Origin of the sequence: Haloglycomyces albus DSM 45210 (assembly GCF_000527155.1) — a bacterium.
GTDB lineage: Bacteria > Actinomycetota > Actinomycetes > Mycobacteriales > Micromonosporaceae > Haloglycomyces > Haloglycomyces albus.
In genome coordinates this window covers 1109642-1128209 of record NZ_AZUQ01000001.1, presented here as the reverse complement: position 1 = coordinate 1128209, position 18568 = coordinate 1109642, and the positions used below count along the sequence as shown (strand labels likewise).

General features: G+C 61.3%; 19 protein-coding genes. 15 read left to right on the top strand and 4 right to left on the bottom strand.

What is annotated here, in order from left to right:
- The first annotated feature begins 244 nt into the window (after positions 1–244).
- Together HALAL_RS0105290 and HALAL_RS0105285 are read left to right on the top strand one after the other, a co-directional pair.
- Entirely contained in the window at positions 245–2662 is a 2418-nt protein-coding gene (locus tag HALAL_RS0105290; RefSeq protein ID WP_025273003.1) for an FtsK/SpoIIIE domain-containing protein, read from the top strand.
- Entirely contained in the window at positions 2659–3273 is a 615-nt protein-coding gene (locus tag HALAL_RS0105285) for a hypothetical protein (protein WP_025273002.1), read from the top strand. The genes HALAL_RS0105290 and HALAL_RS0105285 overlap by 4 nt, the downstream gene beginning before the upstream one ends.
- Here the strand turns inward: HALAL_RS0105285 and HALAL_RS0105280 are convergent.
- The 3 genes from HALAL_RS0105280 to HALAL_RS17390 all read right to left on the bottom strand — a co-directional run bounded on the left by HALAL_RS0105280 (position 3266) and on the right by HALAL_RS17390 (position 4730).
- Positions 3266–3685 (bottom strand): hypothetical protein, encoded by a 420-nt coding sequence (locus HALAL_RS0105280; protein ID WP_025273001.1) that lies wholly within the window; start codon positions 3683–3685, stop codon positions 3266–3268. The two genes, HALAL_RS0105285 and HALAL_RS0105280, sit on opposite strands and share 8 nt — an antisense overlap.
- Positions 3672–4043: a hypothetical protein gene (locus tag HALAL_RS17395; protein WP_025273000.1), complete on the bottom strand. Its 372-nt coding sequence runs from the start codon at positions 4041–4043 to the stop codon at positions 3672–3674. The genes HALAL_RS0105280 and HALAL_RS17395 overlap by 14 nt, the downstream gene beginning before the upstream one ends.
- 87 nt (positions 4044–4130) lie before the next feature.
- Positions 4131–4730 carry a copper resistance CopC family protein gene (locus tag HALAL_RS17390; RefSeq protein ID WP_025272999.1) on the bottom strand — a complete coding sequence of 200 codons (600 nt, stop codon included), beginning with the start codon at positions 4728–4730 and terminating at the stop codon, positions 4131–4133.
- A 329-nt stretch (positions 4731–5059) separates the two neighbouring features.
- On the opposite strand from HALAL_RS17390, the gene HALAL_RS0105265 reads away from it, so the two are divergent.
- The 8 genes from HALAL_RS0105265 (at position 5060) to HALAL_RS0105230 (ending at position 14380) form a co-directional block, all read left to right on the top strand.
- Positions 5060–5536, top strand: a complete 477-nt coding sequence (locus HALAL_RS0105265) for a hypothetical protein (protein ID WP_156937614.1) — start codon at positions 5060–5062, stop codon at positions 5534–5536.
- 304 nt (positions 5537–5840) lie between these two features.
- Positions 5841–7694, top strand: coding sequence for a molecular chaperone DnaK (gene dnaK, locus HALAL_RS0105260; RefSeq protein WP_025272997.1), 1854 nt, complete (start codon positions 5841–5843; stop codon positions 7692–7694).
- Entirely contained in the window at positions 7694–8404 is a 711-nt protein-coding gene (gene grpE, locus HALAL_RS17385) for a nucleotide exchange factor GrpE (RefSeq protein ID WP_025272996.1), read from the top strand. The genes dnaK and grpE overlap by 1 nt, the downstream gene beginning before the upstream one ends.
- A gap of 91 nt (positions 8405–8495) precedes the next feature.
- The gene (dnaJ, locus tag HALAL_RS0105250) at positions 8496–9620 is read left to right on the top strand and encodes a molecular chaperone DnaJ (protein ID WP_025272995.1); all 1125 of its coding nucleotides are present in this window, start codon (positions 8496–8498) and stop codon (positions 9618–9620) included.
- 120 nt (positions 9621–9740) lie between these two features.
- Positions 9741–10163: a heat shock protein transcriptional repressor HspR gene (locus HALAL_RS0105245; RefSeq protein WP_029767431.1), complete on the top strand. Its 423-nt coding sequence runs from the start codon at positions 9741–9743 to the stop codon at positions 10161–10163.
- An 81-nt stretch (positions 10164–10244) separates the two neighbouring features.
- The gene (locus tag HALAL_RS0105240; RefSeq protein ID WP_025272993.1) at positions 10245–11597 is read left to right on the top strand and encodes a hemolysin family protein; all 1353 of its coding nucleotides are present in this window, start codon (positions 10245–10247) and stop codon (positions 11595–11597) included.
- Positions 11594–12610 carry a hemolysin family protein gene (locus HALAL_RS0105235; protein WP_025272992.1) on the top strand — a complete coding sequence of 339 codons (1017 nt, stop codon included), beginning with the start codon at positions 11594–11596 and terminating at the stop codon, positions 12608–12610. Before HALAL_RS0105240 ends, HALAL_RS0105235 begins: the two co-directional genes overlap by 4 nt.
- Positions 12611–12715: 105 nt before the next feature.
- Positions 12716–14380 carry a beta-N-acetylhexosaminidase gene (locus HALAL_RS0105230; RefSeq protein WP_025272991.1) on the top strand — a complete coding sequence of 555 codons (1665 nt, stop codon included), beginning with the start codon at positions 12716–12718 and terminating at the stop codon, positions 14378–14380.
- 185 nt (positions 14381–14565) lie between these two features.
- On the opposite strand, the gene HALAL_RS0105225 is transcribed toward HALAL_RS0105230, so the two are convergent.
- Positions 14566–15252 (bottom strand): hypothetical protein, encoded by a 687-nt coding sequence (locus tag HALAL_RS0105225; RefSeq protein ID WP_025272990.1) that lies wholly within the window; start codon positions 15250–15252, stop codon positions 14566–14568.
- 236 nt (positions 15253–15488) lie between these two features.
- On the opposite strand from HALAL_RS0105225, the gene HALAL_RS0105220 reads away from it, so the two are divergent.
- From HALAL_RS0105220 to HALAL_RS0105200, 5 genes are all read left to right on the top strand, one after another.
- Positions 15489–16532, top strand: a complete 1044-nt coding sequence (locus tag HALAL_RS0105220) for a hypothetical protein (RefSeq protein WP_156937613.1) — start codon at positions 15489–15491, stop codon at positions 16530–16532.
- A gap of 316 nt (positions 16533–16848) precedes the next feature.
- Positions 16849–17106: a hypothetical protein gene (locus HALAL_RS0105215; protein WP_025272988.1), complete on the top strand. Its 258-nt coding sequence runs from the start codon at positions 16849–16851 to the stop codon at positions 17104–17106.
- Between the two features lie 19 nt (positions 17107–17125).
- Complete coding sequence (locus HALAL_RS0105210) at positions 17126–17380, top strand: hypothetical protein (protein ID WP_025272987.1); 255 nt, start codon at positions 17126–17128, stop codon at positions 17378–17380.
- Positions 17381–17413: 33 nt separating this feature from the next.
- Positions 17414–18016, top strand: a complete 603-nt coding sequence (locus HALAL_RS0105205) for a hypothetical protein (RefSeq protein ID WP_025272986.1) — start codon at positions 17414–17416, stop codon at positions 18014–18016.
- A complete protein-coding gene (locus HALAL_RS0105200) occupies positions 18013–18555 on the top strand; it encodes a hypothetical protein (protein ID WP_025272985.1) in 543 nt (180 codons plus the stop codon). The genes HALAL_RS0105205 and HALAL_RS0105200 overlap by 4 nt, the downstream gene beginning before the upstream one ends.
- The last annotated feature ends 13 nt before the right edge of the window (positions 18556–18568 follow it).

Sequence of the window (18568 nt, the reverse complement as noted above, 5' to 3'; positions counted from 1 at the left end):
GAGGGAATGGGCGCGCGACGGGCGATCGCGAGCGTCGGAGTGCGTGGTTCCCGTGATCGACGGGACCGTCTCTCCCATGTTGAGGGTATCGCTGTCGTCTAGGGGCGACGGGGCTCGAGTCTCAGTGTCAGAAACATCTGAATCCCCGTCTTGGTTGCGGTCTTGTTTCGATAGTGGCTTAGTTTACCGCCACAAGGCCGACACACTATTCTATAGTTGACGACCGACGAGAGGAAACGCCGCTGTGCCGAGTCTTCGCGCTCACCTGAGTCACGCCCTCGGAGCCTTCAGTGTCATACCGGACCGACTGAAGGCGCTGGACAACCTGTCGAATCACCGGTCCGTTCCCGTCGAACCACGTTTGGTGGAAGACGAGGACCGCTTGGCGCGGGAAGCGGAATCCATAGTAGAGAGACTGAAATCCGACCCGCATCGTCTCCCCGTCGGAACGTTCCGAGCGCACAGCGGATCGAGTATTCCCGCCTTGATTCCCTTCGGGTCTCACGGACATCTGGCCTTGGATCGGGACGCCAGAGACGACGGCGTCGCGGCGGTGGTGCGCGACGTCCTCCTGCACGTGCTCGACCGGTCGCAGCCGGGGGATGTGCGTGTCCTCGGCGTCGACATCGCCACCTTGGGCTCCACTTTCGCGCCCTTGACCGCTCTACGGGAGGTCGGGGCGATCGAACAGGTCGGTACGGACGTCGCTTCGTTGGGGTCGATTTTGGAGGCCGCTGAGCGGCACGTGGCCGACCGTATCAGCGGAAAACGTGCGGACCGACTGATATTGGCGGTGGCGTCCACCGGCGAGGTGCCACGCACGCAGTTGTCGCGCCTGGAGGCTCTGGCCCGCTCGGGCCGCGAACACGGTGTGAGCATCGTTGCCGCCGGGTATCCCGAACTGCCCCACTCCACCCGTCTGGAATGCGACGGGGAGTGTCTGCGGGTGTCCAATCCGCCGGGAGAGGCCTGGACGACCGCCGAGGTTCACGCCGTGCCCGTCACACCGAATCCGGTTCCCTCCACCGATTACGTACGCTCCGAGGCGCAGCGCTTGGCCGATCGCATTAAGGCGGCCGGCCTGTTGACCTTCGCCGATTTGATTCCCCCGCAGCCGGAGCGCCTCGACCCCGCGCAGGGGCTGGAGGTTCGTATCGGTCGCGACATGACCGGCGACGTGTATCTGAACTTCGACGACCTCACCCCGCACTGGCTGATCGGAGGACGAACGGGAGGCGGTAAGACGGTCTTCCTGCTTGACGTCCTCTATGGACTCGCGTCACATTACCGTCCGTCCGACCTGGCGTTGTTCCTGCTGGACTTCAAGGAAGGCGTGTCATTCAGCGAATTCATCCCCACCGGACACGACGACAGCTACATCCCGCACGCCCGAGCGGTCGGGGTGGAATCGGACCGCGAATACGGGCTGGCGGTCCTGTCGGCGTTGTCGGAGGAAATGGTGCGCCGCAGCCAAGTCATGAAACGTCACGGTGTATCCGGGTTCGCCGGGCTACGGCAGTACGAAGCCTATCCCCGCATCGTGTGTGTGGCCGACGAGTTTCAAGTACTGCTGGCGGGCAATGACCGCGTCGCGCAACAGGCCGTCGCGCTTTTGGAGACCATCGCCCGCAAGGGGCGTTCCTACGGTGTGCACCTGGTTCTCGCCTCGCAGACCTTGGCGGGCATCGAATCTCTCTGGGCCAAGAAGGATTCCATCTTCGGCCAGTTCCCCATGCGTATTGCCCTGCCGGGGGCCCGCACGATCCTGGAGCCGGACAACACCGCCGCGCAGGGCATCGGGCTCGGTCAGGTGGTCGTCAACACCGACGGGGGCGTCAAAGGCGCCGACCGCGTCGTGCGGTTCCCCAACTCCGACGACGAGCGAATGAAGACCCTGCGACAACGCTTGAACGAACAGTACGACGACTCCCGTCCGCCGCGAGTGTTCTACGGCTATAAACCCATCCATCTGTCGGATACTCTGCCCGGCGAGCGCGCGGGCCGACGTTTCCCCTTGGGACGACACGTCGACATCGGTTTGAGTGTGGCCGCTCCCGACATCACCGGCGCTCCGGGCCGCAATCTCGCCCTCCTCGGCTCGGACGTGAAGCTCGGCGAGACCTTGGAGGCGGTTGTCGCCGCGGTGGCCGAGCGGCAGCGGATTGCGGTGGTGGACGTGACCGGTCGCGCGCGGGTACCCGGGAACGTGGAGCGTTGGGACGGAGATCGTTGGCGGGAGTTCATTGATGACCCGCACGACGATCAGCTCGTCGCCGTCTTCGGTGCCGACGCGGTGAGCTGGGACCGTAAGCAATTGGCCGCGTTGCGGGATCTGATGCGGCGCGGGCCCGAACGTGGGATTCATCTGCTCGGCTGGTGGCGGGTGTTCCGGCGGTATCTGGACGATGTCGGTGGTGCGTCGGGGCGCGAGGATTGCGCGGTGAATCTGGTGGGGAACATTCCCGGCAGCGAGATCGCCGGGCATTTCGGGCAACAGTTTCAGCACTGGGCTCCACGTGAGGGGCGTGCCTTGCTGATCGACCGGCATTCCGATGACCATGCGGGACGGTTGATCGTGCCGTTTACTCGGGCCGAGGATGATTCGGTTCCACAGCCGCCCAGTCAGCTCGAGGCCGACGATAGCGAGAGGAATCCATTGTGAGCAGCGTCGATGATAGTTATCGCCTGATTGTGCAGCGTCTCGACGGTACGCGGCGGGAACATACCGATCGGGTGGAGGCCGCACATCGCCAGCGTGATGATCAGGCGGAACGTTCTAGGGACGTGGCGGTGGCGGCGGAGGAGTCGCTGGGTACGGCCGAGGCCTTGCGTCAGGCGGCGCGCGTGTCGGCGGAGGCGGAGCGTCCCGTGCCGCCTCCGAGGGACGATCTGGCGATCGTGGAGACGGACATGCGGAGGGCCACTGAGGCTCTGGAGGAGGCGAAGTATCTGGCCCATCGTCCGCGTCTGCTTCCGCGTTGGCGCAGCGACGAGCGCAATGCCGTGGTGTACGGCGTTGTGGCGCTGGTTTTTCTGGTGGTTCAGCTGGCCGTGATTCGTTCGTGGACCGGGGACGGGCTGGTGAGCCTCCTCCTGCTTTTGGGAATCCTGGTGGCGTTCCCCTTGGCCGGCTTCATTGCCGGTTGGCTGGCTATTGGTGTGACGTCCCGTCCTCGTCTGGGAGAGGGCGAGAAGCTGGAGAAGAATCCCCGCCTCGGCTGGGCGATCGCGGCATCGACGCTGGTGGTCGCCGTTTACGCCGCGTTCAGCTGACCTGTTTGCGGCGAAAGTGCCAGAGGTATATCTGCCCGCCGATGGGGAGGATGAGCGGTACGAAGCCGTATCCGGAGCCGAAGTGCGACCAGACCGAGGCTTCGGGAAACCAGTCGGGGACGAGGTAGCTGACGGCACCGACCGCGATGACTCCGACGAGTTCGATGCCGACGGCGATTTGGGCGAGCGTCCGTCGTCCGCGAACGATGGCGACGGCGGCGATGATGTAGACGGCGGCGGCGAGTGCCGACAGTGAGTAGCTCAGTGGGGCGTCGGTGAATTTGACGGCCAGTTGGTAGACGGCACGGACTCCGGCGGAGACGGCGAAGACGACGTAGACCAGTGCGATGAGTCGCCCCGGCCCGGAGGCCAGCTGTGGGTGGGGCGTGGTGGTGCGGTCAGGTGACGACATTGATGCTCATCTCCCACATTTGGTCGCAGCGCAGGAGCAGGGCGGCGACGACGACCGGGGCGATGGCGACGGTGCCGATGCCCCAGCGACTCCGGTCGATGCGTCCCCACAGGAAGGCCGCGACCGGTGTCAGCGCGGCGACGACCAGGTAACTGAAGAAGAGGGCCTTACCGTCGCCGGGGGCGGAGGGCACTTGCGTGAATCCACCGATGATCACTGCCAGCAGGGCGATTTCCAGGACGCCGATGCCGATGGCGTGCGCCAATCCGGGTCGGGCCCAGCGGGCGGTGTCGACCAGAAACCAGACGGTGAGGATTCCGGTGACGCCGAGGGCGCAGTAGTAAAGCCAGTCGATCACGTCAGTACGTTATTACGTCGCCGCACTGTGACGCACTCCTGCGGTGCCTCACAGTGTCGTGAGCGACGGTCGATTCGATGGACGGTGTTACTTCTGCTTCCCGGTGGATTTGACGAACACGATCACGATCGCCACGACGGTGGCGGCCCCGAGGAGGACCAGTAGCATCTTGGTGAAGTTGCCGCTTTCGTCGTCTTGGCCGTCGTCGTGGGCGGATTCGTCCGTGGCGTCGGCGGTCTCCTCGACGTTGTCGTCGGCGTTCGACTCGTCGGCGGTCTCGTCGTCGGTGCCGTCGGTGGCGTCTTCCTCGGTCGTCGCGGTGGGAACCTCGTCGACGGTGAAGCTGAGGTTGCCTTCGACGTTGTGTCCGTCAGCGGAGAGGATGCGGTAGCTGACGGTGTAGGTGCCGGCGGTGGTGTATTCCATCGGCTGGGTGATGGTGCCGTCGTCCACTTCGGCGGGGGCCAGTTCCAGGACTTCTTCATCGGGGTCGACGACGGCGATGTCGGAGTTGTCGGCGTCGAGTTCCTCGTTGAACGTCAGGCTGACGGCGTCGGGCGCGGTGTCGAGTTCGTCCCCGTCGGCGGGGTTGGCCTCGGTGAGCGAGGCGTGCGCGGAGGCGGTTCCGGCCATGGCGAGTGCGCCGAGGAAACCCAGAACGACGGCGGAAATCTTCAGTTTCTTCATAATGGGAATATTGTCACGGCCGTTCCCTCGCGCCACCTCACAGTTCGGCCTCACCGCCCAGCTCACATTCGATACCACTGCGGGGTATGCGCACCACTCGTGTCCAGGCGAGAGTCATACGTACGACGTGCCCGGCCCGAAAAACCGTGACGGACTCGGCTCAGCCGTGACCAAGAACGTAATTGAATCGTTATCAGACTAAGGGTGAATCATCGTACGAAATCTCGTGCGTTGCGATCGGGCCGTCGGCCCGTGCCTCCACGTTTCCGTTGTGGACAGGACGCATACGTATCGAGAAAGGGCAGACCATTGAAGGTTGGTTGGATGCAGTGTCAATCCAGAACACATCTGTCAGCGACGTGGCCGTCGACGACGATACGACCGAAATAGCCACGACTGTTTCTCTCAAGCCATCGGCCCAGCGAGGAGGCGATGAGACCGTGGCTCGCCACGACCGTGAATCGATTCGGCGCACGGAGGTGCGCCTCAGCAGGCCCGTCACGCAACGGAGGTCGGCGGAACAGACCACCGTTCGCACCCGGGTTCCGACCGAGCAGCGCCGTACCCGACGGCGGCGCGTCGACAGCCTGTATTCGCCCGAACGGCCGCCGCCCCTGGAAGCACCGTCCGGCGTTGCCGAGGTCATGGGCTGGGAACTGGCCGCACGCCTGTGGCGGGACCATCTCCCGGAACAGTTGTTGGGCGTCGACTGTGCGGCCTGCGGTTCGTCCTGGCCGTGTGACGCCTGGGAACTGGCCAACGGGATTTTGACCGACTGCCATCACGGCGCGAACCCCGAAGAGTAAAGTTGAGCCAACGCAGCTCAACTTTGTCTGCTTAATCACAATTACCCAAAAATCTTGACAGTAGCTCGGCCCGTCATCAATATTGAGTCTAGCGGACTCAAGTTTTGAGATGACGGGCCGTCTCTGTTGTGGTCCGGGATTGGGAGTGGAACCCGAGCGTAAATACAGAAGCGTGAGAGCTTCTGGAGGGACCGACCGGCGATGCCGGTCGAAATTCCAGCGGTCACCCGACCATGACACTCTCATTGCGCCCTGGGGGTCACTTGGAACGAATAAAGCGACATTTAGAAGTCAGGAGAAGAACATGGCACGTGCGGTCGGTATTGACCTAGGTACCACGAACTCTTGTGTATCCGTACTCGAAGGTGGCGAGCCCACCGTCATCACCAACGCCGAAGGATCGCGGACCACGCCGTCGATCGTGGCGTTCGCCAAGAACGGCGAAGTGCTGGTTGGTGAAGTGGCCAAGCGCCAGGCGGTGACCAACCCCGATCGGACGATCCGTTCGGTGAAGCGCCACATGGGTACCGATTGGGACGTGGAAATCGACGGTAAGAATTACACCGCTCAAGAAATCAGCGCTCGTATCCTCATGAAGCTGAAGCGCGACGCTGAAGCCTACCTGGGTGAAGACGTGACCGACGCGGTCGTCACCGTTCCGGCGTACTTCAGCGACGCACAGCGTACCGCCACGAAGGAAGCCGGTGAGATCGCCGGTCTGAACGTGCTGCGCATTATCAACGAGCCCACCTCCGCCGCGCTGGCCTACGGCCTCGACAAGGGCGAGGAAGAAGAGCTCGTCCTGGTCTTCGACCTCGGTGGCGGTACGTTCGACGTGTCCCTCCTGGAAATCTCCGAAGGCCTGATTCAGGTCAAGGCCACCAGCGGTGACAACCACCTCGGTGGTGACGACTGGGACGAGCGGATCATCCAGCACCTGGTGAAGACCTTCGAAGGTCAGTACGGCGTGGACCTGTCCAAGGACAAGATGGCCATGCAGCGTCTCAAGGAGGCTGCCGAGAAGGCCAAGATCGAGCTGTCCAGCGCGACGAACACCACCGTCAACCTGCCCTACATCACCGCGGGCGCCGACGGACCGATGCACATGGACATCTCCATCACTCGCGCCGAGTTCGAACAGATCACCTCTGACCTGCTCGACCGGACCAAGAAGCCGTTCGACCAGGCCATCAAGGACGCCGGGATCCAGCTGTCGGACATCAACCACGTCATCATGGTCGGTGGCTCCACCCGTATGCCCGCCGTCAGCGAGATGGTCAAGAAGATGCTCGGCCGCGACCCGCACAAGGGCGTCAACCCCGACGAGGTCGTCGCCGTCGGTGCGGCTCTGCAGGCCGGTGTTCTCAAGGGTGAGGTCAAGGACGTTCTGCTGGTCGACGTCACCCCGCTGAGCCTCGGTATCGAGACCAAGGGCGGTATCTTCACCAAGCTCATCGAGCGCAACTCGGCCATTCCGACCAAGCGCTCCGAGGTGTTCACCACCGCCGACGACAATCAGCCGTCCGTGCTCATCCAGGTATTCCAGGGTGAACGCGAAATCGCGGCCTACAACAAGAAACTCGGCACCTTCGAGCTGACCGGTCTGCCTCCCGCTCCGCGCGGCGTGCCGCAGATCGAGGTCACCTTCGACATCGACGCCAACGGTATTGTGAACGTGTCGGCGAAGGACCAGGCCACCGGCAAGGCCCAGTCGATGACGATCTCCGGCGGTTCCTCACTGCCGAAGGAGGACATCGACCGCATGATGCGCGAGGCCGAGGAGCACGCCGACGAGGACAAGCAGCGTCGCGAAGAGGCCGAGACCCGCAACATGGGTGAGTCGCTGGTCTTCCAGACCGAGAAGCTGATCTCCGAAAACGGGGAGCAGATCCCGGAGGAGACCAAGACCAAGCTCAACGACCAGGTTTCGGAATTGAAGGAAGCCCTGGCCGGCGACGACGTTGAGAAGATCAAGACCGCCACCGAAGAGCTGTCCAAGGTCAGCCAGGAGGCCGGTGCCGCCATGTACGCCGCGCAGCAGGAGCAGGCCGGGGGCGAGCAGGCCGCCGGTGGCGATGCCGGGCAGCAGAGCTCCGACAGCGGCGACGAGAATGTGGTGGACGCCGAAATCGTCGATGACGACAAGGACAAGAAGTAGTGAGCGACGAGCGAAAAGACGAGCCGAACTCCGAGGCGGCCGACGGCGAAGGGACGGAATCGCAGGCGGAGGAATCCGCCGCCGATTCCACTCCCGACGAGTCCGCCGCCGCGGAGAAGGCCTCGACCGACAAGTCGGGCGAATCCGAGGAAACGGACGAGGACGGCCTGACGGTGGACGACATCCTGGCGGCCGCCGACAACGCCGACGCCGCCGCGGACGACTCCATGAAGGTTCTGGAACGGACGGTGGAAGAGCGCACCGCCGACGTGCGGCGCATTACCGCCGAATTCCAGAACTACCGCAAACGGGTGGAGCGCGATAAGAGCCGTGCCGCCGAACTGGCGGTGAGCAACCTGCTCAACACCCTGCTGCCCGTCCTCGACGACCTGGACCGGGCCCGGGAACACGGGGATCTGACCGGTCCGTTCGCCGCCGTGGCCGACAGCCTCACCTCGGCTTTGGAGAAGCAGGGGTTGGAATCGTTCGGGGAGAAGGGCGACGAGTTCGACCCCACGATTCACGAGGCGGTGGCGCACATGGAGGATGCGACCGTAGACGGTCCCACCTGCATTGACGTCATGCGTCGTGGCTACCGCATGGGGGAACGGTTGATTCGACCGGCCATGGTCGCCGTCGCCGAGCCTCCGGAAGGCTCCGCTAACGACGAGGCCGACCGGGAATCCGGTTCCGACGACGAGTCGAAGTAATACGTCCCGAAACCTTGGAGTGAGGCCGCATACGGCCTCACTCCAAGGTGGGCCCGACAATCGCATTCAATCACAGCGCTAAGGAGAGTCCATGGCATCGCAGGATTGGCTTGAAAAAGACTTCTATGCCGAGCTTGGGGTGCCCTCCGACGCCTCCAAGAAGGACATCGACAAGGCGTATCGGAAACTGGCCCGCCAGTATCACCCCGACAACAACGATTCGCCCGAGGCCGAAGACCGCTTCAAGGCGATATCGGAGGCCTATTCGGTCCTGCACGACGAAAAACAACGCGCCGAATACGACGAGATCCAACTGATGAAGTCCGGGCGCGGTGGATTCGGCGGTATGGGCGGCTCCACCGGCGGCTTCAACATGGACGACGTCTTCTCCCAAGGTTCCACCAGTGGAGACTTCGGAGACATCTTCGGTAATCTCTTCGGCGGTATGGGCGGCGGACGCGGTCGTCGCGGCCCCAAACCGGGACACGACCTGCGCACCCACATGTCCATCGACTTCACCGACGCGGTCAAGGGAACCACCCACGACCTGCGGATGCGGGCTCCCGGGGTCTGCGACACCTGCCACGGCTCGGGTGCGGCACCCGGTACCAGCCCCGAAACCTGCCGGCTTTGCCACGGCGGCGGAATGATCACGGTCAATCAGGGCGGCTTTTCGTTCCAGCAAACCTGTCCCGATTGCGGCGGAAGCGGATCGGTCGTACCCAATCCGTGCCCCGAATGCGGCGGTTCGGGCGCGGTAACCAAGGACCGCGTCATCACCGTGCGGATTCCCGCCGGAGTGCGCGACGGACAAACCATCCGGCTGGCCGGACGCGGCGCCCCGGGCGAACGCGGCGGACCCACCGGCGACCTCATGGTCGACGTGCACGTGCGTTCCCACGCCATCTTCGGGCGCGACGGTAACAACCTGACCCTTCGTCTACCGGTGACCTACACCGAAGCGGCTCTGGGTGCGAAGATCTCGGTACCGACCCTCGACGAAACGGTGACCATGCGCGTTCCCGCCGGAACCCCCTCGGGCCGAGTGCTGCGCGTCAAAGGACGTGGCGTACCCGGCAAAGGCGACCTGATGGTGACCGTCGACGTAGACGTTCCGACGAAGCTCGGTTCCGAAGCCAAGGAGGCTCTGGAAAAATATGCGTCTGTTGAACCTCCGACCGATCGCAGTAAACTACAACAATTCACCGCGCACTGACCGCCCGGGGCGGCCGATAGGGAATAAATCGGTCGGCGAGGGCGTCAAGCCCGGCAACGGTGACCGGGGAAAGGGGGAGAGCCTGTGGCAACGCCAGGACGGGGAAAACGGCGCACTGTCATACGGTTTACAGTCTCGGAAGACGACGCCGACTTCGAAGCCAAAATCCTCACCATCTCCGCTGCGGCGGACATGGCCGGGATGCACCCGCAAACCCTACGCCAATACGACCAGATCGGCCTCGTCGAAGCGGGCCGCACCCCCGGCGGAGCACGACGCTACTCCGCTCGCGACGTCCGCGAACTACGCGAGGTACAACGCCTCAGCCAAGACGAAGGCATCAACCTCGCCGGCATCAAACGCATTCTCGACCTGCAACGCGAGTTGAGCAATGCCCAGTCGCAAACGGCGACCCTGGTCGACAAACTCCGCCAAGCCCAGGCCGAACTCGCCGAAGTCCACGCCATGGCGAGTATGTTCGGAAAACAGGTCGCCGTGCGCCAAACCCGCGAGATCGCGGTATGGAGACCCAAACAGCGCTAGAGACCACCGACGAGTGCGACGGTCCCCGAACGGGCCTTATACTCGTGGCGTGAGACGTATCCTTCCGAAAGCGCAGGCGACGTGCTAATACTGTTCGGGCTCGCCATTATCCTCGCCGTCACGGCCGCCACCGGGTTCTTCGTTGCCCTGGAATTCGCTTACACCGCGGTCGATCGAACCAGACTGCACGACATTCACGACAACGATCCGTCCCGTGCTCCACAGGCCAAACGGGCCCTCCACATCGTTTCCAAACTCTCCTTCGCCCTGTCCGGCGCCCAACTGGGCATCACCGTCACCGCGCTGTTCGTCGGCTTCTTCGCCGAACCGTACCTGGGACGCGGACTGGCCAACGTCTTCGGTCTCGCCGGAGTCCCCGCCGCCGTCGGCACGACCGTCGGGGTGGTCCTCTCCTTCCTGCTGGCCAACGCCATCCAAATGATCATCGGGGAACTCGGACCCAAGAACCTCGCCATCGCCCGCACCGAAAGCCTGGCGCTCTGGCTGTCGCGCCCCACCCAGGTCTACCTCGCCGTGTTCGGCCCCCTGATTCGCTTCTTCGACGCCGCTTCCACGAAAATGCTGCGTATGATCGGGATTCATCCGGTCGAAGAACTCGAACACACCGCCACCACCGAAGACCTCCACCACATCATCGACCACTCGCGCGACGAGGGAACCCTGGGAGCCGAACTGTCCCAACTACTCGACCGGGGACTGGACTTCAGCGACATCACCGCCGAACAGGCCTCCACACCACGCGTCGAAGTGGAAACCCTCCCCGCCGACGCCACCGTCGCCGACGCCGTCACCGCCCTGCACACCGGACACTCCCGTTTCCCCATCGTGGGAAACGACGTCGACGACGTACGCGGCGTGATCGGACTGGCCGACATCGTCGGAGTCGACCGCGAACAACGCGCCTCGACGCCCGCCGTGGCCGTCGCCGACCCCGCCCTGCTCGTGCCCGGCTCGCTACCGCTGCCGCAAGTGCTCGACAACATGCGCCACCAACACCGCCAAATGGTGTGCGTCGTCGACGAATACGGCGGCTTCGACGGCATCATCACCTGGGAAGACCTTGCCGAAGAACTCGTCGGCGACATCCGCGATGAACAAGACCGCTACGAAGCCGGCCCGGTCGCACTGCGCGGTGGAGCCTGGATCATTCCCGGACGCTGGCGTATCGACGAAATCGCCGACGCCACCGGAATCAAACTCCCCGACAGTCCCCACTACGAAACCATCGGCGGCCTCGTCATGGCTCACCTCGGACGCATACCGTATAAAGACGACGCCGTCACCGTTCCCGTCGAAAGTGAGGACGCGCAGCCGATGCGGGCCGAGTTGATCGTCATCTCCATCGGACGCCACGTACCTCAGGCCGTCGAACTGCGACCGCTCGAGGCCGACGAGCGAGAGGAGAGCTCATGACCACGACAACGGCACTGGTGGTGTCGGTGGCCCTGCTCATCTTCAACGCCTTCTTCGTAGCGGCGGAGTTCGCGCTCGTCGCCTCCCGCAGCCACCGCCTGGAACAAATCGGAACCCGGACGTCACGTAACGCCCTCGACGCCACCAGAAACCTGTCCATCATGCTGGCCGGGGCGCAACTCGGCATCACCGCCTGCACCGTCGGACTGGGTGCGCTCGCCGAACCCGCCATCGCCAAACTCATCGAACCTCCCTTGCACGAGGTCGGCCTCAGAGCCGCCGCGCACCCCGTCGCCTTCACCATCGCCTTGATCATCGTGGTCTTCCTTCATATGGTGCTGGGCGAAATGATGCCCAAATCCTGGGCCATCAGCCACCCGGAAAGCTCGGCGACCATTCTCATCTGGCCCTTCCGAGGCTTCATCATCCTGGCCAAACCCATCATCGTCGCCCTCAACGCCATGGCCAACGGATTGCTGCGCCTCATGAAGGTCGAACCCGCCGACGAGAAAGCACAAGCCCACTCACCGCAGGAACTGCGCTATCTCCTCAGTACCTCGGCAGAAGCGGGACTCCTGGAAGAACCCGAACGCGACATCCTCACCCATGCCATCGAAGTGCAGGAACGCACCGTCGGAGAAGTGGCCGTGCCATGGAACAACGTGGTCACCGTGTCGGTCCAGGCAACCGCGCCGGAGGTGGAACGGCGTTCCCGCGAGACGGGGCGCTCGCGCCTGGTGGTCGTCGGGCTCGACAATCGCCCGGTCGGTCTGGTGCACGTACGTCAGGCGGTTTTGGCCTCGCACGGCACCACCGCGCGTGACTTGGCGGTGGCTCCCTTGTTGACGCCGACCGATATGACCGTGTCGGCGGCGGTGGCGTTGATGAAGCGCCAACACGCGCAGCTGGCCCTGGTGACCGGGGCGGATTACCAGGTCGTAGGTCTGGTCGGAATGGAAGATCTGCTTGAGGAGATCATGGGGGAGTTTTACGACGAGACCGATCGCGGATAGGGACTGGACGCCCGGGCGTCCGACCGTCTACAGCTGAGTGGGTGGACAGAGTTATGCTAAAGAAAGTACACTAAAAAAATTCTGTCTATCCGCTAGGAGCCCCCGATGCGCCGCCGCATTTGCCTCATCCCACAGCCTCAGAAGATGCGCGAGGCTGACGGGCAATTGGCCGTTTCCGATCTCACTGAAATCGTCGCCTCTCAGCAGCGAGACCGTGACCTAGCGGTACTGCTGTCGCAGAGGCTTTTTTCCGGAACCGGGCATTACCTGCCCGTGGTGGAGCAGAAATCCGGCAACGGTCGGTCGGTCGTCCTCTCATCGGACGCTGACCTGGACGCCTCGGAGATCGCCGAGGTCGCTCAGGAACGCTATGAACTGACCGTCGACTCCGACGGCGTGGTGTTGCAGGGGGCGACTCCCGCCGCACTGTCGCGTGCCGTCGCGACGTTCAAGCAATTGCTGCCCAGTGACGCCTTCCGCCGAGGCGGCGGTACGACCGCGGCGACCATTCCGTTCGTGAGCATTGAAGACCAACCGCGTCTGCGGTGGCGTGGAATGATGATCGATACCGTACGTCATTTCCAGCCGAAGGCCTTCATCCTCGATCTGATCGATCAGGCTTGGCTGCACCGGATGAACGTGGTGCAGTTGCATTTGACCGACGATCAGGGCTGGCGCATCGACATCCCCAGCCGCCCCAAACTGCGCGAGGTATCGGCCTGGCGCAGCGAGACCGTTACGGGACACGCGCTGTTGGAGGGGCCCGGCGACGGGACCCCGCACGGCGGTTACTACACGCTCGACGACCTGCGCGAGATCGTGGCGTACGCGCGGCAACGCCACATTACCGTGGTTCCCGAAATCAACATGCCCGGCCACACTCGCGCGGCACTGGCCGCGTACCCGGAACTCGGCCTGGCCGAAAAGCAGCCGGTCGCCACTACCTTCGGGGTCTTCTTCGAGGTACTGGAGCCGACCGAGGAGACTCTGAAATTCAGCGAAGACGTCTTCGCCGTCGTCACCGACGTATTCGACTCGCCGGTCATTCACATCGGTGGAGACGAGGTGCCGCTGGAACAGTGGGAGAAGTCGTCCAATGCCGCCGAGATCATGTCCCGGCACGGCTACGACGACCTGCGTCAGGTGCAAGGCTGGTTCGCCCAAGCGTTCGGGGAACAGCTGGCCAAGCACGGCCGCCGGATCGCCGGTTGGGACGAAGTGTTGGGAGCCGGTGCTCCCAATGACACGATAGTGACGGTGTGGCGCAACGAAGGTTATGCCGTTCGCGCCGCCGACAAGGGTTATGACGCGATCGTCGCGCCGGAACCGTACGCCTACCTCGACCACTACGAATCGGAAGACACGAACGAGCCCTTGCGGATTCACGGGCAGACCAGTGTCGGCAAGATCGAGAAATGGGACCCGGTACCGGAAGGACTGGACGGCAGCCAGATTTACGGTGCGCAGTGCCAGCTGTGGGCCGAGTATCTGCCTACGCCACGGGATGTGGAGTACGCTCTGTTCCCGCGCTTGGCCGCGTTCTCCGATGCAGCCTGGTCGGAAATGGAGGTCCGCCAAGCCGACCCGGTGTCGGAGCGAATCGCCGAAGGCTACATCGAGCGCCTGGAGGCGCAGGGGGTCAACCATCGGCCGTTGGACGGTCCGTTGCCGTGGCAGCAGGGCGGCACGGGAGTGCGCCGTCGCTGGGACCGGACGTATGTAGCGATGGAGATGGACGAAGAAAAGTTCGTCTACACCGCCGACGAGTAATCCGTCTACGTTGCCCTTGTGGGGCAGCGAAAAGACGATGCTGAACAAAACCAAAACCTACCGGTGCAGTGAGCGATGCCGCGTATCCCTCCAGACAGGATGCGCGGCATCGCTTTTCAACGCGTCCAATGGACGGCTGTCACCGCCGAACGTAAGCACCCGACGCCAGCAGCAGGACTGTGGCATTAGATATCGATTCCGGCTTTGCGTGCGCGAGTCGGCCAGTCATCGGTGCTGATCGGGTCATCAGGGAAAATCCATTCCAGAAATCGGGCAGGATCGTCCTCCCGTTCAGTTGGATATTCGCGGTACAACCGGTATAGCTCGTTGATACGTTCGTCAAACAATGGATGCCAATCCGCAGGGCAACTGTCGCGAGCAGTTCGCAACTCCGGTAGTAGCGTCGGATAGCGCTCGCAGAGGTTCTCTACGGTATAAATCAAATTGTCATTGAGCCTTTGGTTCATATGCATGGTTTTCAAATGGTGGAGAATCGTCGGGATCTCCATGCAGATGATATGGAAGATTGGCTCATCGAGGCGGTATACGCGCATGTAGTCGTCCGCGCTTAGCTCCGCCCGGTTCGGTATAGTCCAACAACAACCCAAAAGTTCATCCACGAGACCGTAGAGATAGTAGTTCGTGGTGAAGAGATTGTTTCGCAGTAGCGACATGACGACGGCGCACGCCGGTACCGTTATTTCCGATATCGAGCCTTGGACGCTGATAACTTGACCGAGGTCCTTGCGACCGAGTGCTGCTTCGGCCAATTGGTTACCTAGATCGGGTTGACGCCATCCGTGTGGGCATGGATAGTCTTGCCAGTTGTAGCGGGAGGTGACGGCGCGGATTTGTTTTTCAAGGTCGGGCACGAGTCTCACTTTCACCGGGGAAGCACGTTAAGATGATCAGTTTAGAGTTCTGCAATATGAAGATTTCTGCGAATTCTAGTGTAGTACGCCTGAAACTACCTGAGCGGCAGGATGAGGCGATCTTGTGGAAAATCCAATATGGGCTCGGGTCTCAAAGTCGCTTATGCCGACTCTTTTGATGTCACAGGGAGCACAGACAATGGAATGAGTTGTCACCCTGCTGAAAGGATAATCCGATGGTCTACTCCACCCCGAGCCGTCCACATGATTTTACTGTGCCGTTCCCAGAGCTCAAAAGACTGGCACGATCAGCAATACGACTTCATCCCCGCAACGGCTCGCCTCAACAACAGGAGTCGTCTATTGGCGGACCGCTCCTGTGGCCGAGCGACGAACCGTGGCCACTATGTGGGGGCGAATCGCACCCCACCTTTCAGTTTCCTTCTCATCAAGAATTTAACTTCGAGGAACCATTGGATCTTGTATATGCACGACGAGCGGTCCTAGCTGAACGCGATGCGAAGGTCGCGGCCGGAGAGGATATTCCGTCGGATTGGGCAATCCCGCGTCTTGAGGTTGTCAAAGAACGATATTCCATGGCGAACTACCAGCACCACGGTGCAACTCCGTTGCTGCCGGTGCTACAGGTGTATCGCAGTGATGTTCTTGATCTTCCGTTTCCCGATCAGTATGACCTTCTGCAGCTACTATGGTGCCCATACGATCACACCGATATCCACCCGCCTTATAATCCGGCACCGCTATTGATCTGGCGTGACTCCACCGTAATCAACTCCAGTATCGAATCGCCACCGCTTCCCAGCCTTGTTGGCCTAGATAACTATGTGCCCGAACCATGTGTCCTCGAACCTGAGGAAGTCACCGAATACCCTGATGACCGTGAACTTGAAGCCAACCAACCGGACCTATCGACGCAGATTGACACTTACATCGACAAAGCAGCGATGGACGAGTTCTCTTACATTGACGCATTCGCAAGTGCTCCCGGTTGGAAACTCTTCGGCCACGGTGGAGAGTGGGGAGCCATCGATCCGTATCCGATAGATTGTCATACCTGCGACTCGCCAATGCAGCCGTTGATTACAGTTGATTCTGCGGAAAGCAACGGAAACGATTGCACGTGGAGGCGCCGTGATGAAGACGGTGCACCTGAACACGTTGGGAATCCACCTCAGGTGGTTATTGGCCGTTGGTATCAATTTCAAGTCTTCTACTGTCCCAGTAGCGCCACGCATTCACCACGGTATGAGATGTATTAGAATGCAACGCTTCTATCGGTAAAACCGCTGGCGGTAATCTAAAAGAGCCACGCTGGACTTATCTTCGTGAACCCTTGGGCACCAATCAAAGTATCACCCTAGCGTGGTCTTACACGGCGCAATCGCTCCACAATATCGTTCTAATCGTCTCGGAGTCTGGGCTCTTATAGGGGCGAGAGTGTCTGGCAGGACTTCTATTTAAATTCCACCTCCGGTATTGAATATCAATAGCCCCAGTCACTTTGCGGTTGTGTGCGCTCGCTACGCTACTAATTGTAAGTAACCCACGCGTTATGACAGGAAGCAAGGTTTCACTATGTCAATTGGCGATGTCAAGAATCAAGTCCAGCAGGGAATGGAGTACTCGAACGAGGCGAGCGGCATGTTGGAAGGCGTGCGCTCAAAGATCGAGGAAGCCATGAACGCGGTGAGCGCTGCGACCCAGGAGACGAGCAACCCACTGCCCGGCGAACAGATCTCTATGTATCAGACGGCGTTCGAACAACTCGAGGAGGCCGCCCGAACTCTTCAGGAGGGCAATACGAGAGGCGAAGAGTTCAATAGCTCTATTTAAAGGAAGTGAGTTCTCCCCGGTGACTTTTACAGTAAAGCTCGATCTGGAAAATGCCATCGAACAGCTGCAACAGTTCCAAGGTGCAATGAGTGCGGCAGGCTCCGCCTACGAACAGTTTCAAGGTGCCCTTTCGGCGCTGTCAGAAGGTTCCAGCGGCGCTGAAGCTCCCGAAGCATCTGGCAACTTTACCCGTTGTCAACAGGAAACCGAATCTGCTAGTGCGGTAATAAGTCAAACCATTACGGTAATAGAACAATACAGGGACACAATATAGAGCGAATATAATCGCTCGGAAGGAGGTCGCTCGATGGCGAGGATCATTATTCCCATAGGAAAATCACTCGGCCCTATTCAGGATGAAAAGAAGGATATCGATCATTTCGAGCTGCTGATAGGCGGCGAAATCGAAGATCTGACGGAACTTGAGTGGGGCACTTGGAATGTGGCCCACTCTGATACTGACGCTCACCGAGATCTCAAGTTTGACCGTGAACGCCTGATTAGCACGACCCTCGACATCACCGATAGCGTCGACCGGCTCCAGATAGAGGAAGCGATCAGGAAGTTGCTCGCGGTTGGCGCGATCGTAGAGATAGAGCCGAAGGACGGGGAGCTTGAGAAGTTTTTCAAGCAACATCTCATGGTTCCCTCGGCAATCGCCCACGGCTCCTCACCAGAAGACCCGGACTTGTTCCGTATTGGGGATGCCTCCGGAGACTGGGCAGACGTCGACGGCTGGGAGCGACCTATTTGGGCGGTATCGTTTTACTACAACTCCATGTGGTACATCTGTGAGCAACTTGCAGAAAATTCGGAAGGCGAAAGTTCGTCCACGGTGGCGATGGCCACTCTCCCTAGCATTTTGATTCTGAATTCGCTGTTTCTTGGTCATTTGGAGCCTGCACGATGAGTAACTGGCGACAGGGGAAAAGGAAGAAATCCCGGGAATACCAACATCGGACTGATAAGAAGGAAGCTAAGAAGGCTCGGACTCTTTATGTCGGTGAGTTGTTTAAGGGTGCTGGCGGTGCCGTTGGTGCTGTTCTCGGTGCTGTTAGCGCAGTGAAGACGATGGGACCGGCTGGTGCTGGAATGGGTGCGATGGCAGGCTCTGCGGTTGGTGAGTCGGCGAAGTACTACATTACTTCCAGGTTCGGTTCGGGCTCTGTCGCATCTGCTGGGAATTTTGCAAGTATCGGCGAGGCCAAGTCAGCCGTTCATGGGCTTGTCGACTCGGTTCGTTCAGAAGCCGACGCTCAGGTCCAAGCTGGGCGCGGTCAGTTGGAGCAAGTGCTGGATTTGGTTCAGCACGCCACCGACGGTTCGAGTAATAGCCTCGTCTCTGACGCACTTGACGGTCTTCAAGAGGCGCTTGCGAAAATGGACGACGTGTTGGCCGCGTCGGATGCCGCGAAGGAAAGCGCTGAGTCGTGGGCGAGTGGACTCTAGACGTATTCCGTCT